This window comes from Streptomyces sp. NPDC049541, from assembly GCF_044465725.1.
Lineage (GTDB): Bacteria > Actinomycetota > Actinomycetes > Streptomycetales > Streptomycetaceae > Streptomyces.
Genome location: NZ_JBITLY010000014.1, coordinates 104,042 through 118,122 on the forward strand (window position 1 = coordinate 104,042; position 14,081 = coordinate 118,122).

Here is a 14,081-nt window from a genome sequence, read left to right on the forward strand (position 1 = left end):
GAACTCCTCGGCATGCCCACCGACGAGGCATCGGTCAACGTCACCCGTGCTCGTCTCGGACGACTCGTCCGCCAAGGCTTCCTCACCCAACCCGGACGAGGTCGCTACCGGAAACGGACTTAACGTCCACTCAGAACTTGCTGAATGCCTCGCCCGACGAAGCGTACGGCCGTAGGAACGGCGGGTTCGTTGAGGGTTCGATGCTCTTCCGTGCTTGGCGGGGTGGTCGTCAGGGGCGGATCTGGGTGACGCGCCACAGGCGGCGAGGTAGCTCGCCTTCCTCGAAGGCGTGGACTTCGCTGAGGGTCCAGCCGTCGGCGAGGGAGTCGACGAGGTGACGGGGAAAGAAGTGCACGGCGAAGCCACCGTGCTCGTAGATGTCGTCGCCGTATGGGGTTCCTGTGCCGTAGTGGGCGTCGCCGGTGTGACGGACGGTGTAGATGAACACGCCGCCCGGGCGGAGGACGCGCCGGACGTCACGGACCAGGGCGTGGATCTCCTGGGTGGACAGGGCCATGCACAGCAGCATGTGGGCGTAGACGGCATCCACGGAGGCGTCGGGCAGCCGCAGTGGCTCGCGCACGTCGTGAACAGCGGTGGTCACGCGCTCGGCCAGACCCTGGGACTGGGCAGCGTCCTTGAGCTGTTCGAGGCCAGCGGCGCTGAAGTCGGTCGCCTGGATGGTGAAGCCCTCATGGGCGAAGTACAGGGCGTCGCGGCCATGTCCGGCGCCGAGTTCCAGTACGTCCTTGGCGCCGTTGGCGTGGAAGACCTCGGCGGCGTGGATGGCGGGTGCGGAGGGCTCCTGGCCGTACATGCCGGGGTGGGTGCCGTAAGTGCTCTGCCAGTGTTCCTGCTGGGCGCCGGCGAGGTCGCCGTCGTGGTGCTGCATGGCGTCTCCCGTCGGGGCTGTTGGGCCGTGTTCGTCTGGCGTCACGGTGGATCTTTCCATGCGGGGCGGCGCGGCTCAGCAGCAGGAGCAGCCGGGCTGGCATCCGCACGTGTCGGCCTGTGCGGCAGCGTGGGTGAGCTGGGCGGAGGGAGCGCAGCAGCCCTCGCCGCGCCAGGCGTCGCGTCCTTCCTTGACCGCGATGGCGGCGATCACGAGGGCGGCGATGGCGTGTAGTGCACCGGCCACGCGTTCCCAGCACTACCATCCGACCGTAGACGGTCACTGACAGCCCGGCACCGCAGAATTCCAGAAGCGAGCGAACCGTGCACTCTTCCATCCTTCGCTGACAACACCAGATCTCTTCGGAGCTGCATATCGACTACCAGCCGTGCGGAGTCCCGTCACAGGGAGGTGTCGGTGACGGCCGTACTCGGCCCGCCCGCGGTCATTGTCGGTGAGTCATCCGGTTGTGCCAGTCCTACGGCATCGGCGCGCTCGTCGGCGGCGGCCCCATCCTCAGCACGGGCGTCGCTCGCTTCCTTCCCCGGCAACCGGGAGCGGTGCGGTACGTCGGCTCGAACGGCCGTCGTGCCCGGTGGTCGGTGTGCGTCGGCGGTTCTGCTTGCGCAGCAACAAGGCCCAGTAACCGGCGGCGGCGCAGACTCCGAGAACCGTGCATGAGGCCCACAGGGCGTCGGGGCCGAAGCGGTCGATGACGATGCCGGCGCACAGGGGTGCGGCCATGGTGGCTATGGCCCACGACAGCGCGTGGACGCCCTGGTAGCGGCCTCGGGCGGTGCTTGGAGAGAGCCGTGCGATCAGGCCCATGTTCACCGGCGAGTGAACGATTTCGCCGAGGGTCCACACGACCACGGCGGTGGCGTACACGGCGGCGCCGCCGGCGAGCGCGTTGAGGCCGAAGCCGCCTGCGCACAGCAGGGAGGCCATGACGAGCGGACGGCCCGGGGCGGGACGCTCGAGTCTGCGGCCGAGCGGCAGTTGCAGAGCGACGATGAGGATGCCGTTCAGACTGATCACCAGCCCGTACTGGGCCGGGGTGAGACCGTCCCGGTCCATGGCCACCGGCAGTCCGACAGCCGCCTGCTGGAACACCGTGATCAGGAGGAAGGACAGGCCGACGGCCGCAAGGAACGGCCTGTCCCGCAGCACCATCCGCAATCCGGTGCCTTTCTGCCCCACGGCTTGTTCCCCGGTGTCCGCCGGGCGGGCGCTGGTCTCCGGCAGCCTGGTGGCGATCACGAGCGCGGAGAGCAGCGTCGTTGCCGCCTCGATGAGGAACAGCCACCGGTATCCGTAGGAGGAGAGGAATCCGGCGCTCGCCGCAGCCACCCCGAAGCCGATGTTGATCGCCCAGTAGTACAGCGAGAACGCCCGCACCCGGTCCGCCGGCGGAACCACATCAGCCATGACCGTCTGCACTACCGGGCGGGAAGCACCGCTCGCCGCTCCGGCCGCACACGCGAGCAACGCGATCAGCAGGGGCGTGGACGCGAAGCCCAGGGCTGCGGTCAGCCCGGCCGCCGCCACCTGCGTGGTCAGCAGCGTGGCACGCCGCCCCACCCGGTCGGCCAGCATTCCGCCCACCAGTGAAGCCGCCGCGCCTCCGGCTCCGAAGAGCGCTGCGACCAGTCCCGCGAAGCTCGCCGAGTAGCCGCGCTCCGTCGTCAGATACAGGACCAGGAATGGAGCGACGAAGGAGCCGAGGCGACTGATCAGAGTGCTCGCCCACAACCACCAAAAGGGGCGTGGTAGCCCAGGAGCGGCCTGTCTCATCTGCCGGTTCCCGCAGCGATGTGAAGGGAGGCGACTGCAGGGTGGTCGGCACCTGTGGGTGGCAAATTGACCGCCCCGGCCTCGGCAAGGTCCCGGCGCCATGCGGCCTCGTCGGCCAGAGCATCGGCCAGCCGGTACTGGCGGACCTGCGGCGTATCGGACAGAGCCTCGGCGGCTTCGGCGACCGATACAGGGTGGAAGCCGAGCCGCTCCCACCAGGGTCCGGCGCCCGTGGAGAACACATACGCCGTACGTCCTCCCAGCGCAGCCTCTTCCACGAGGACGCGCTCAGCCAGCCGCCTGCCGGCTCCGCATCCCCGAACATCGGAACGCACCGCGACGCTGCGCAGCAGCACGCAGTCGCCCTGCCGCTCCAGGCCCACGCTCACAGCCGGGCCGGCCGCATCCCTGGTGAGCCAGTACCGAGTGCCGGGTGCGAGGACGTCCTGACACGACAGGCCCTGGCCCGCGAGGAATGCCATGAGCTCCTCCCGGTCCTGCGGCCGTGCCTCGGGCAGGGACAGGGGCTTGGCGTAGCAGCGGCTGAGCGTCTTGTGCTGGTAGGGCGGGTAGTTGGGGATCGGCGTGTAGCCGGCGCGGGTGTACAGCGCGATGGCTTCGGGCTGATGGACGGCCGTCTCCAGACGTATCTCGCCGTGGCCGAGGGCAGTGGCCATGCGTTCCGCCTCGGCAAGAAGACGAGCGGCGATACCCCGGCCGCGAACCTGTGGCGCGACGTACATGCGCTTGAGTTCTGCGGCCGTGTCCGGGGACGGGAAGGGCTGCAGGGCGCAGCAGCCGACCGGCCGACCGTCGACCACGGCGAGCAGGAACCGGATGGCGTGGTGGAGGTGAGCGCCACCGGTGCAGGGCTCGTCCGGGTAACGGGCCGCGAGGTCGGCGTCGAGGTCGCGTACCAGTCGCAGCACCCTCGGGTCGTCCACCTTGACGGCGGTGATGATCGGGTCGTGTGAGGTCACAGGTCGCGGTTCCCTTCGAGGATCAGGTCGAGCTGGGTTTCCAGGACGCGCCGCTGGAGGTCGGGAGGGTAGGCGTCGGGGTCGGTCACGGCGTTCAGTGCGAGACCGTCAAGACACGCCACGAGGCTGCGCACGCGCGTTTCGAGCTCCGCGCCTGCCCGATGGTCCGGGCAAGCGGCCCGCACCAGAGCGGTAAGGCGATCGATCCAGGAGGCGTGACTGCGAGTGTGCTCGGCCAACAGGGCAGGATCGCTGCGGGTGCTGAGGAGGAACTGGGACCAGACAACGGCCTCCAGGTACCGCACCTCGTCCAGCGGCAGGGCCTGCTCGGCCACGACGTACAGGGCATCGCGGGCACTCCCGTCGGCGGGAAGGCCGTCGATCCGAGCCGCCATCCGACGGTGCATCTCGGTGCGGGCGTGGGCCAAGAGTTCATTCTTGCCCGCGAAGTAGTGCGTGACCATCCCCGTAGTGCAGCCCGCCGCGGCCGCGACCGCACGCAACGTCAGCCCCTCCAGGCCACTGTCCGAAACGACCTGCCATACCGCTTGCGAGATCGCCTCTCGCCGCTCTTCGTGGTCCACCTGTCGGGGCATCGGCCATCCTCTTTACGTAACACCTGTTGCGTAACATACGTTACGCAACGTTGCCCGTCAAAACCAGAGGAAGTCGACCTGTCCGGCAGCGGGTCTTCATGTCCATCGCTGAACCGATCGCTGTCGTCGGGCCGACTTCCTGGCGATGTGGACTCCGTGGGTTCCTTCTGGGAACTCCTGCGGGTGGGCCGTGACGCTGTGGGTCACGTGCCTCCCGGCAGATGGGATCCCGACGACATGCTCGCCCTGGAGCGGGAGGCGTCCCGCCCGCCTGTGTGGCGGGGAGGCTTCCTTGACGGGGAACTCGGCGCGTTCGACGCGGAGTTCTTCGGTCTCAGTCCCGAAGAGGCGGAGCTTGTCGATCCGCAGCACCAGTTGCTGCTCGAAGTGGCGTGGGAGGCGTGTGAGCACGCGGGGCTGCCCGCGGTCTCGCTGACGGACACCGTTACGGGAGTGTTCGCCGGGCTGTGCAATCCGGATCACGCCGCCTACGTCCCGTGGCTGCCCAGCGGTGGCGGACCGTACTTCGTGACCGGGAACCAGTTCGGGACGGCCGCCGGACGTCTCTCCCACGTCGTGGGCCTGCGCGGGCCGAGCATCGCTCGTGGACACCTGCTGCTCTTCCGGGCTGGTGGCCACGCACTACACGCTGCAGCCGCCAGCGTGGCTGCGAAGCGATTCAGGAGCATGGTGATGCTCCTACGATGATCGAGGCCTGGGACAGGTCGGGCCCCATGAGGGGTGAAGCTACCGGCTCGGCAGCAACGCGGTGATGAGGTCGGCGAGTTCGCAGGGGGTGCGGTCGTCGATGTCGATGATGTGGGCGGTGGGGCCGGTGGCGGCCACCGTGTCAACAGTTCGCGCGGAGCCGGGCAAGGCGCCCGGACACGGTGAGTATGGCGTGGTCGTCGGTGTTGAGGTCGGTCTTGGCCACCATGCGCTGTTGAGACGACATAGCCGCGGAGTTCACCCGTCCGTGGAGGCGCGTGGACCGCGTTCTGCGGCCCGCCGCTGCTACGGTCGGTGCTCCTTTGCTGATCACGACATGGGGAGAGGGACATGGTCGGCGCCGCCATGGCGGAGGTCCCGCACGCGGTGGAGGTGGCGATCGTCGGCGGCGGGCTGTCCGGTCTGGCCGCTGCCATCACACTGCGCAGTGCGGGCTTCAAGGACATCGTCGTGCTTGAGAAGTCGGGCCGGCCCGGCGGCACCTGGCGCGACAACACCTACCCCGGGTGCAGCTGCGACGTACCGTCCCTGCTGTACGAGTACTCCTTCGCACCGGGGCCCTGGACGCGCTCCGTCGCCTCCCAGCCCGAGATCCTCGGCTACCTTCAGGCCACCGCGGCCGAACACCACCTAGACGACGTGATCCGTTTCGGCATCGAGGTCCAAGGCGGCCGTTGGGACCCGAGCGGCCACTGGCACCTGCGTACGAGCGCGGGCGACATCTCCGCCCGCGCAGTCATCATGGCCACCGGCCCGTGGAACCGGCCCCGCTACCCCGACCTACCAGGCCTGACGGCCTTCCCCGGCGCGGTGTTCCATTCCGCCCGCTGGGACCACGGGGTCGACCTGACCGGCCTCCGGGTCTGCGTCATCGGCAACTCGGCCTCCACCGTGCAGTTCCTGCCCGAGCTCCAGCGCCGGGCCGCGCAGGTCGACATCTTCCAGAGCACAGCCCCGTGGGTGCTGCCCAAACCGGACTACGCCCTCCCCCGCAGCCTGCGCCACCTGCTGCAACGCCAGCCCGCGGTACGCCGGTTCGTCCGCGCGCTCCATGCCCGGCTCCAGGACACCATCGGACTGGCCCTGCGCCACCCGCAGTTGCTTCCGCCCCTGGAGACAGCAGCCCGACTCCACCTGCGTCGCGCCATCCCCGACCCCGGGCTGCGGCAGGCCTTGACCCCCGACCATCGCCTCGGCGCCCGACGACTGCTCATCTCCGCCACCTACTACCCGGCCCTGCTCTGCCCCAATGTCCGCTTGAACCCGACCCGTGCCGTCGTCGTCGACAACCGCACCATCGTGGGTGCCGACGGACGACGCCTCGACGCGGACGCCGTCATCCTCGCCACCGGCTTCCACGTCGGCGATCTGCCCCTGGCCCCTCGCCTGTACGGCACGGACAACCAGAGCCTGGCCCAGACCTGGAGCGACGGACGCCACGCCTACCTGGGCACGAGTGTCAGCGGCTACCCCAACCTCTTCCTTCTCCTTGGCCCGAACATCCTCAACGGCACCACCGCCGTGCCCACGGTCCTGGAGGCCCAACTCCGTTACATCACCGATGCACTCAACCGCCTGCGCCATGGCAACACGGCTCTCGATGTGCGACCCGACGTCGAACGCGCCCACAACCTCGCCGTACAGAAAGCCCTGAAATCCACGGTCTACGCGACCGACGAGTCCAGTTACTACTTCAGCACGCCCGGCCTGAACACCTTCTGCTGGCCATGGTCCACCCGCCGCCTGCTGCGGCAGCTCCACACCTTCGACCCGGATGCCTACAACTGGTCTGCTGGCCTTTTGCCTGCGCAAGGCAGCGGTGCGGCCACCGGCCGGCCCCACCCACGCCCTGCCGTGCGTACCGGGTTGCCCAGCCAAGGCAGCGGACTCACTCCCGGGTCCCGCCGGACGGCGGAACGCTAGGAGCGTGTCTCACTAACGAGCAACCCTCCTGCGTCTCGTGATCTTTCGTAGGGATGGCCCCGAAATGCGTGGCGGGGATGGGCTGTTCGAGACCGAGCCGGTCGAAGTGCAGCGGACGCCGGGCCCTGCGGCAGCGGTGGACAAGACGTTCCGGACGCTCGATCTGCATCACGTCCTGCTGCTGCCACCGTCTCTGGACAACTGGCTGCCCAAGGGCCACCTCGCCCAGTTCACCAGCGACTCCGGGTTCCGCGACGAGGTTGAGGCCGAAGAGGCCCTCGCCCGGGGCCAGTTCCTCGCCGAGATGGGCGCCGACAGCGACCGCCCGGCGCTGGCCGGCCCGGCCGGCGACGAGGCCGAAGCCCGGATCGCCGAGTTCGCCCGCCACACCGTCTTCGACGGCCAGGTCGTCACCGACGAAGCCCGCCTGCGCCGCATCGTGGCCCGCCACGACCCGCACATGTACCCGGGGACCTTCGTCACCTGCGTCTACAACCCCGACCGCGCCCTGTGCCGCACGTCCAAGCTGAGCGCGGGGCTCAGAGGGGCGGGCACAGTGTCGCCGGTCGGGCGCCTGTCCATGGGTGAGTGGGGCTGCCGCATGGACAGGCGTGACCGTGGGCCTCAGGCCGCTTCGTGGAAGGGGTAGTCGGTGTAGCCCTCGGCGCCTGGCCCGTAGAACAGTTCCGGTCGCGGCTCGTTCTCCGGGTGGCCGCCCTGCCAGCGCTCGACCAGGTCGGGGTTGGCGATGAGGGCCCGGCCCACGGCCACGGCGTCGGCGTGGCCGGCCTCGATCTGCTGGAGCGCCTGCTCGCGGGTGGTCTGCCCCCCGCCGAGGGGGCCGTTGTTGACGATCAGCTTGCCGTCGAAGCGCCGCCGCAGCTCCTGCACCAGGTCGCCGCGGCCTCGCGCGAACCACCGAAAACCGAAGTACGTGCGCAGATCCCGGACTGACTGGCTGACTACGGCTTTGGCCAGCTGCCCAATGCGAGGTTCGCGACTTGCAGCAGCTCAGGGCGGGAACTGCCACTCGCGGCCTGGACGGCAAGCCCATTGGCGACTGTTCTCAGGTAGAGCGCGAGAAGATGGGGATCTGTGGAAGGCGGAAGGTCACCGGCGTCCACCGCCTGTTGAAACCGGCGCGTCAGATGGGCTATCCCGTCCTCACGCCATGCGATGAGTGCGTCTCGGACTGGGCGGCTGTCATCCCCGGTGGCCAACGCACCCTGCACGCCAAGGCAGCCCGTGGGGAATCCCGGCATGGTTGCCGCCTCGACCGTCCCGTGGAGCACGGCAGTAGCCACTGCTGCACTTGTGGGCTCTGCCATGGCTCGGGCGAAGTAGGCGGTCAAGCCCTCGGTGTAGCGCTCCAGCGCCTTGTAGAAGAGATCTTCTTTGCTGCCGAACGCCCGGTACAGGCTGGGGCGGCTGATACCCATCGCCTCGGTGAGGTCGTCAAGGCTGGCGCCCTCGAAACCCTTTGACCAGAACACCAGGACTGCACGATCGAGTGCCTCGTCGATGTCGAACGCGCGAGGCCTGCCGGGAGGGACCGGTGTCGTCGAGGTCATTTCTTCATCCTACTCCTTCGGTACCGATCGGTACGGATGTGCTAGAGTATTTTCGTACCAATCGGTACGCTCTACAGAGGGGTGGCATCGTGTCACAGACCGTACTCATCACTGGCGGAACTTCAGGCATCGGCTTGAGCCTCGCGCAATCCTTCGTGGAGCTCGGGGCGTCTGTCGTCGTCTGCGGGCGTTCGCAGGCCGCGCTTGACCGCTTCGCGCAGGCACACTCGCAGGCGCTGGCCGTGCGGGCCGATGTGACGAACCCAGCTGATCGGGCAGCGTTGCTGCAAGCAGTCGCTGATCGCTTTGGGCGTCTGGATGTGTTGGTCAACAGCGCCGGTACGTTCGAGGAACGAGACTATGCAGCCGGCAAGAACCCCAATGCGACTCTCGATGCCGAGGTGGCGTTGAACCTCACCGCCCCCATCCACTTGACGGGTGAAGTGCTCGAGCGGTGGCCAGAGCCTGACGCGATCGTCTTCATCACCTCAGGGCTCGCTCTGGTCTCGCCCACTCGCGCGCCTACCCACGGCGCGGTCAAGGCCGGCCTGCACGGCTTTGCGGACGGCCTGCGCCGTCAACTCGCCCCGCAGGGCACCCACGTCCTCGAGGTCCTCCCACCGCCCACGGACACGCCCATGATCGCCGGAGCCACGGGGAAGAAACTGGCTCCCGAGCAGGTGGCGGCGGTCACGATGAAGGCTCTTCGGCGGGGGCGGAACATGGCATTCCCCGGTCAGACAAAAGTCATGCCCGCCATGCTGCGCATCGCGCCGGGCACACTACGACGCGTCGTCGCCAAGCTCTGAAACCCCATAGAAATCCTCCAGGCGGCTCACGCCGCCTCGCGCAACGTCCACCGGGTGCCGCACCTGGACAACGAAGCCGTCCACGCCGTACTGCGCGAGCTGCGCGACCGCGATCCCCACCACGCCATTCTGGTCGTCACCGAAGGCCTCTTCCCCATGGACGCCGACAGCCCCGACCTCGCCCGGCTCCAGGACATCTGCCACGAGTTCGAGACGACCATCCTCGTCGACGTCGCCCACGACCTCGGATCCACCGGCCCCGCAGGGCAGGGCCAGATCGGGATCCAACAGCTCGCCGGCCAAGTCGACCTGGTGATGGGCAGCTTTTCCAAGACCTTCGCCTCCAACGGAGGCTTTGTGGCCACTGCCTCGCCCGCCGTCCGAAGCTACATCGAGACCTACGCCACCTCGCACGTCTTCTCCAACGCCTTGTCGCCCGCCCAGACCGCGGCAGCCAACGCCGCATTGCGGATCGCGATGTCCCCGGAAAGGAGCACGGCTGCGCCGGCAGACACTCGGCGCCGCGTCGGCACTGCGTGAAGCTCTGGCCGACCACGGACTGCCCCCCTGGGCAACCCGGGTCCGATCGTTCCCGCCGTCATCGGCGACGAACGCGTAGCACGCCTCACACACCGTAATCTGCGCCCGCGCGGCGTGGCGGCCATGGTCGTCGAATACCCCGTGGTGCCAAGCGGCTCCGCCAGACTGCGCCTACAGGTCATGCCGTCCCACACGCCGGAACAAGCCGGGCAGGCCGCCGCCGCGATCGCCGCCGCGGTGTCCGAGACCCGAACCGCCATCGACAGCCTCGACGCCGCTTCGGACCTCGCCCGCCCCGACTCGCGCTGAAGCGTCCCAGGATGAGCGGCCTGCCGGCGTTCGACGCCGTCGTTGCGGACCGGGTGGAATTCCTGACCCGCCACCTCCTGAACAACTGACCGGCCCGTTCCGGATTGAAAGGATTTCCCATGCCCAAATTCCCCCTCCACCTGGTTCCTTCCCGCAGAGCGCTGACGACCGGGCGCTTCATCGTCGCGGCCACCCACTTGTTCACCCCGCGGCTGGCCACGCGGGCTTTCCAGCTCACGGCCAGCGGTACCCCCGCGATCCCCTATGCGCGGATGTTCGCGATCCGCAACGCTGCGCTCGGGCTTGGACTGCAACGGATGGACAGTTTCACCCGGTCCCAGCAGCAGCAGTTCCTTGCGGTGAACATCGTCATGGACTCGGTCGATGCCGCCGCTTTCCTGGCCGCGGGCCTGCGGGGCGACGTCAGCCGTAATTCGGCCATGCTGTCGGCCGCCGTGGCCCTTTCTGCGGTGGTAGCCGGTACCACGGCCCTCATCGAGCACAAGCAAGCGGCCGCCCAAGAAACGGAGCCGACAGCGACGGCGCCATCGGACAGCGACTGGGAGTGACCGCACCGGCGTGGCACCGCAGCTGATCCACCGCACCGCCTCCATTGGCTGGAGGTTGCCGAGGACGGGTTGGCGGTCTCTGTCGCGTTCAGCATCGGGTGGATGAGGTTCTGGCGATGACGTGGACGACGGTGTCCGCTGCCGTCGACGCCGACTTCCACCACCACTCGGGTTCCACCAGTGTCACGTTGAGCGTCTCCCGGCTGCGCCACCCGGCGGAGAACGACCAGCCTGTCCAGGGGTGGCCGCGCTGGCCAGGAGCGAGGAGGCTGGCGACCGTGCCGCTCGCCGCCCGGGTGGGAGTGGTGGTGCGGCCGGTGTATTGCAGGCGGCCGTCATCGTCGTACCTGCCGAGCAGCAGGCTGCTGGGGGCGGCCAGGGAGCCGGTGACCGCGCCGACGATCGCCTCGGTCGTCTCGAGGACCTTGTATTTCTGCCAGCCTCTGACCGACGGCTCGTACACGCCGTCCAGCCGCTTGAAGATCACGCCTTCCATCCCGACCGACGCCCACGTGTGTAGGCCTGCAGGGTGGGATCCGTGGAGCGTGCGATCTCGTCGAGCAGGGCGGCGTTGGGGCAGCCGTCCTCGATGTTGTCGCGTTGCTCGGGGGAGAAGTACCAGCGCACGATCTGTTCGAGTCCGGCTCGGCCGGGTGCCGCCTGCGCGACCATGTTTTCGTGCTGGGCGCGCATCTGGTCGGCGCCCGCGGTGGCGACGAGTTCGTCCTTGGAGGCGAAGTAGGCGTAGAAGGTGTTGTTGACCCACAGGGCGCCCTTGTGGAACCTGAGCCCGTTGGCACCGATCGGCAGGGCCTCGGTGGGCACCGGCGCGAGAGCGGCGTCGGTCAGCCACGGCGTCACCGATCCGCCCGCGACGGGAATGGACCAAATGATGCCCTTGAGGCTGTCCGCGCCGTAGAGCGTGCGTCCGTCCGGTTCGACAGCCAGCCCGTTGGGGCCCGAGTCGGGGGCCAGCGCGGCGATGCGCTCAGGGGTGCCGTCCGCACGCAGCTTGTACACGCCGTTCCTGGCCGCTGCCCGGGGCCCACAACGCGTAGTAGACGGTGCCGTCGCTGCTGCGGGCGTTGCCGCTGATCGCCTCGCCGATCTGCCCGGTGGCGAGCACCGTGCGCTGGCCGGAGGGGGAGACACGCAACTGCTCCGGTCCGTGGGTGCGCTCGCACACCGCGCAGTGCCCCGCAGGGGCAGGCCCACTCGGCGTTCACGTAGGGCTCCACGCGGCCGGCGCTCGCGCGCAGTAGTCCGTTCCGGGGCTACACGAGGGAAACGAAGCGGAACTACATCATGGACGTCTGCCCGTCCCTCAACTTCCTGTGACTGCGCGGGAGGTCTGGACCCAGCTCAGGACTGCAATTGGGCGAAGAGCGTCGCCAGGTCGATGAGGCCCCAGTGCTCGGTGAGCTTCCCGTCTGCCACCTTGAACATGCGGAGCTCCAGCACCTCGATCGATCGGCCGGTGGCGGGAGTGCCGTTGAAGGGCCCGATGTTCGTGCCGGTGAGGATGAAGCTGATCGCGAACCAATCGTCCTCGGCGACGACACGGACCGGCGTGGCGGCGAAGTCGGGGACCGCGTCGAGGAACGACGCCAGCACCGCGCGGGTCTCCTCGAGGCCGGTGGCGGTGCCGTCGGCGGCATGGTTGCGGAAGTCCGGGCTGCCCATTCCGGCATGACCGGAGGGGCGGGCGAGGGCGGGCACAGGGCTACCGCCACCGCGTGCTGCTGGGAACGGCCGGATGACCTGCCGTTTATGGATTCGGGCCATGACGCAGCCGAGGACCACCCAGATCGTCGCCTGGGCCTGAGGCTGGGCCGCGCTTCAGCGAGGCAGCAAGACGTCAACCTGCCTCCGGATGTCCTGCACGATCTCCTCGACGCTCAAGGCGATGTTCACGCTCGCCGCCGCGCTGAGGAACATCACGGCGGACACGATGTGTGCCAGCGTCGCGGCGTCGCCCTCCGTGACCCGCTCGTCTCGGCGCAGCACCGCGGCGATGGCCTCCTCGGCCTGCGCGACGATGGCGAGTGCTGCGCTATGCCGGGGCTCCTCGGGGTCGCCGAAGACCATCTCTCGCAGGTAAGTGCGTCCGTTGTCGATCTGGGTGCGGTTGCACTCCACGATCGGCCGGACGATCGCCATCACCGCGTCCAGCACGCCCGGGATGGCCTCGGCGTCCGCCCAGCCCTGCTCAAGTGCTTCGGCGTACTTGGCGTTCTGCACCAGCAGGAGGAGTTCGCCCTTGGTCTTGGCATAAAGGAACAGGGTCCCGGTGCCGATGTCGGCCTTGTCGGCGATCTGCTGGGTCGTGACCTCATCGACGCCGTGTTCGGCGAACAGCTCACTGGCGGCAGCGACAATGCGGTCGAATTTCTCCTGCTTGTTCCGCTCGCGCCGTCCGACCGACTGGGGGGCGACAGGCATGACGGTGTCCTCCAAGGGAAGATTCTGACTGTAGTCAGTTATGACTACAGTCGCTATCGCGTGGGCTCGAATACGGCTGCGCTCATTCTTCCACGGCCGGGCGAGGAGTCATTGCTCCATCCGTGCACAGCCACGCACTTCACATCCCCTTGGAACGAAGGAACACCATGCCCACTCTCGATGGAGCAGTCGTCCTCGTCACCGGCGCCAATGGCGGTATCGGCACCCACTTCGTCCACGACGCCCTGGAACGCGGCGCCGCCAAGGTCTACGCCACCGCCCGTTCCCCCCGCGCCTGGGACGATGCACGCATCGTCCCCCTGACCCTCGACGTCACCGACCGCGCGTCGATCGACGCAGCCGTCGCCGACGCGGCGGATGTCACCGTGCTCGTCAACAACGCGGGCGCCATCCCGCCGAGCGCGAGCCTGCTGGACGTCACCGAGGCGGACATCCGGGCGAACATGGAGACGAACTTCTTCGGGCCGGTCTTCCTTGCCCGCGCCTTCGCACCGGTCCTCGCCGCCAAGAAGGGGTCAATCCTCATCGATGTGCACTCCGTTGCCATCTGGTATGCCTTCGGCGGCGCCTACAGCGCGTCCAAGGCCGCACTGTGGTCGGCCACCAACTCGCTGCGCATCGAGTTCGCACCCATGGGCGTCCACGTGACGGGTGTACACATGGGCTACGTCGACACCGACATGGCCGCGCACGCTGACGGACCGAAGATGCTGCCGACGCAGCTGGTGACGACGGTCTACGACGCCGTCGAGGCCGGCGAGTACGAGGTCCTGGCCGACGAGTTGACCAAGGGGGTCAAGGCGGCTCTGAGCGGCCTGGTCGAGGCGCTTTACCCGGACCTGCGCAGCACGAACGCGTGACATTTTTCTTCGGTCCCGACGTGATCTCTTCACTTGGTCCCGCTTC

At 68.4% G+C, this 14,081-nt stretch carries 19 protein-coding genes and 1 pseudogene; 8 read left to right on the top strand and 12 right to left on the bottom strand.

All coding sequences use genetic code 11. The features are described from left to right. Window positions 1–229: 229 nt before the first annotated feature. The 5 genes and pseudogenes from ACIBW9_RS37040 to ACIBW9_RS37060 form a co-directional block, all read right to left on the bottom strand. A complete protein-coding gene (locus ACIBW9_RS37040; protein ID WP_398961574.1) occupies window positions 230–892 on the bottom strand; it encodes a class I SAM-dependent methyltransferase in 663 nt (220 codons plus the stop codon). Between the two features lie 75 nt (window positions 893–967). Continuing rightward, window positions 968–1,117: pseudogene (locus ACIBW9_RS37045) on the bottom strand (cation transporter); the annotation flags it as partial. A gap of 291 nt (window positions 1,118–1,408) precedes the next feature. Then, a complete protein-coding gene (locus tag ACIBW9_RS37050; RefSeq protein WP_398961576.1) occupies window positions 1,409–2,644 on the bottom strand; it encodes an MDR family MFS transporter in 1,236 nt (411 codons plus the stop codon). 38 nt (window positions 2,645–2,682) lie between these two features. Further along, window positions 2,683–3,666 (bottom strand): GNAT family N-acetyltransferase, encoded by a 984-nt coding sequence (locus ACIBW9_RS37055; protein WP_398961578.1) that lies wholly within the window; start codon window positions 3,664–3,666, stop codon window positions 2,683–2,685. Beyond that, a complete protein-coding gene (locus ACIBW9_RS37060; RefSeq protein ID WP_398961580.1) occupies window positions 3,663–4,262 on the bottom strand; it encodes a TetR/AcrR family transcriptional regulator in 600 nt (199 codons plus the stop codon). Before ACIBW9_RS37060 ends, ACIBW9_RS37055 begins: the two co-directional genes overlap by 4 nt. Here ACIBW9_RS37060 and ACIBW9_RS37065 point away from each other — a divergent pair. From ACIBW9_RS37065 to ACIBW9_RS37075, 3 genes are all read left to right on the top strand, one after another. Continuing rightward, window positions 4,242–4,970: a beta-ketoacyl synthase N-terminal-like domain-containing protein gene (locus ACIBW9_RS37065; protein WP_398961582.1), complete on the top strand. Its 729-nt coding sequence runs from the start codon at window positions 4,242–4,244 to the stop codon at window positions 4,968–4,970. The genes ACIBW9_RS37060 and ACIBW9_RS37065 overlap by 21 nt on opposite strands. Before the next feature lie 351 nt (window positions 4,971–5,321). Beyond that, window positions 5,322–6,914: a flavin-containing monooxygenase gene (locus ACIBW9_RS37070; RefSeq protein WP_398961584.1), complete on the top strand. Its 1,593-nt coding sequence runs from the start codon at window positions 5,322–5,324 to the stop codon at window positions 6,912–6,914. Between the two features lie 64 nt (window positions 6,915–6,978). Then, window positions 6,979–7,563, top strand: coding sequence for a hypothetical protein (locus ACIBW9_RS37075; RefSeq protein WP_398961586.1), 585 nt, complete (start codon window positions 6,979–6,981; stop codon window positions 7,561–7,563). Here the strand turns inward: ACIBW9_RS37075 and ACIBW9_RS37080 are convergent. Both ACIBW9_RS37080 and ACIBW9_RS37085 read right to left on the bottom strand, forming a co-directional pair. Beyond that, complete coding sequence (locus ACIBW9_RS37080) at window positions 7,539–7,805, bottom strand: hypothetical protein (RefSeq protein ID WP_398961588.1); 267 nt, start codon at window positions 7,803–7,805, stop codon at window positions 7,539–7,541. The two genes, ACIBW9_RS37075 and ACIBW9_RS37080, sit on opposite strands and share 25 nt — an antisense overlap. Before the next feature lie 71 nt (window positions 7,806–7,876). After that, complete coding sequence (locus tag ACIBW9_RS37085; RefSeq protein WP_398961590.1) at window positions 7,877–8,485, bottom strand: TetR/AcrR family transcriptional regulator; 609 nt, start codon at window positions 8,483–8,485, stop codon at window positions 7,877–7,879. Window positions 8,486–8,574: 89 nt separating this feature from the next. Between ACIBW9_RS37085 and ACIBW9_RS37090 the strand changes: the two genes are divergently transcribed. The 4 genes from ACIBW9_RS37090 to ACIBW9_RS37105 all read left to right on the top strand — a co-directional run bounded on the left by ACIBW9_RS37090 (window position 8,575) and on the right by ACIBW9_RS37105 (window position 10,712). Then, entirely contained in the window at window positions 8,575–9,294 is a 720-nt protein-coding gene (locus tag ACIBW9_RS37090) for an SDR family NAD(P)-dependent oxidoreductase (RefSeq protein ID WP_398961592.1), read from the top strand. Between the two features lie 12 nt (window positions 9,295–9,306). Next, window positions 9,307–9,834, top strand: a complete 528-nt coding sequence (locus ACIBW9_RS37095) for an aminotransferase class I/II-fold pyridoxal phosphate-dependent enzyme (protein WP_398961769.1) — start codon at window positions 9,307–9,309, stop codon at window positions 9,832–9,834. 180 nt (window positions 9,835–10,014) lie between these two features. Next, the gene (locus ACIBW9_RS37100; RefSeq protein WP_398961594.1) at window positions 10,015–10,143 is read left to right on the top strand and encodes a hypothetical protein; all 129 of its coding nucleotides are present in this window, start codon (window positions 10,015–10,017) and stop codon (window positions 10,141–10,143) included. A gap of 119 nt (window positions 10,144–10,262) precedes the next feature. Further along, window positions 10,263–10,712, top strand: a complete 450-nt coding sequence (locus ACIBW9_RS37105; RefSeq protein ID WP_398961596.1) for a hypothetical protein — start codon at window positions 10,263–10,265, stop codon at window positions 10,710–10,712. A gap of 88 nt (window positions 10,713–10,800) precedes the next feature. Here ACIBW9_RS37105 and ACIBW9_RS37110 read toward each other — a convergent pair whose 3' ends face one another. The 5 genes from ACIBW9_RS37110 to ACIBW9_RS37130 all read right to left on the bottom strand — a co-directional run bounded on the left by ACIBW9_RS37110 (window position 10,801) and on the right by ACIBW9_RS37130 (window position 13,169). Next, complete coding sequence (locus ACIBW9_RS37110) at window positions 10,801–11,199, bottom strand: hypothetical protein (protein WP_398961598.1); 399 nt, start codon at window positions 11,197–11,199, stop codon at window positions 10,801–10,803. Further along, the gene (locus tag ACIBW9_RS37115) at window positions 11,196–11,732 is read right to left on the bottom strand and encodes a hypothetical protein (protein ID WP_398961599.1); all 537 of its coding nucleotides are present in this window, start codon (window positions 11,730–11,732) and stop codon (window positions 11,196–11,198) included. The genes ACIBW9_RS37110 and ACIBW9_RS37115 overlap by 4 nt, the downstream gene beginning before the upstream one ends. After that, window positions 11,701–11,898: a hypothetical protein gene (locus ACIBW9_RS37120; RefSeq protein ID WP_398961601.1), complete on the bottom strand. Its 198-nt coding sequence runs from the start codon at window positions 11,896–11,898 to the stop codon at window positions 11,701–11,703. Before ACIBW9_RS37120 ends, ACIBW9_RS37115 begins: the two co-directional genes overlap by 32 nt. Window positions 11,899–12,074: 176 nt before the next feature. Next, on the bottom strand, window positions 12,075–12,395 hold the full coding sequence (locus tag ACIBW9_RS37125; RefSeq protein WP_398961603.1) for an ester cyclase: 321 nt from the start codon (window positions 12,393–12,395) through the stop codon (window positions 12,075–12,077). Between the two features lie 156 nt (window positions 12,396–12,551). After that, entirely contained in the window at window positions 12,552–13,169 is a 618-nt protein-coding gene (locus ACIBW9_RS37130) for a TetR/AcrR family transcriptional regulator (RefSeq protein ID WP_398961605.1), read from the bottom strand. Between the two features lie 152 nt (window positions 13,170–13,321). Between ACIBW9_RS37130 and ACIBW9_RS37135 the strand changes: the two genes are divergently transcribed. Further along, window positions 13,322–14,035 carry an SDR family oxidoreductase gene (locus tag ACIBW9_RS37135; protein ID WP_398961606.1) on the top strand — a complete coding sequence of 238 codons (714 nt, stop codon included), beginning with the start codon at window positions 13,322–13,324 and terminating at the stop codon, window positions 14,033–14,035. Window positions 14,036–14,081 lie beyond the last annotated feature (46 nt).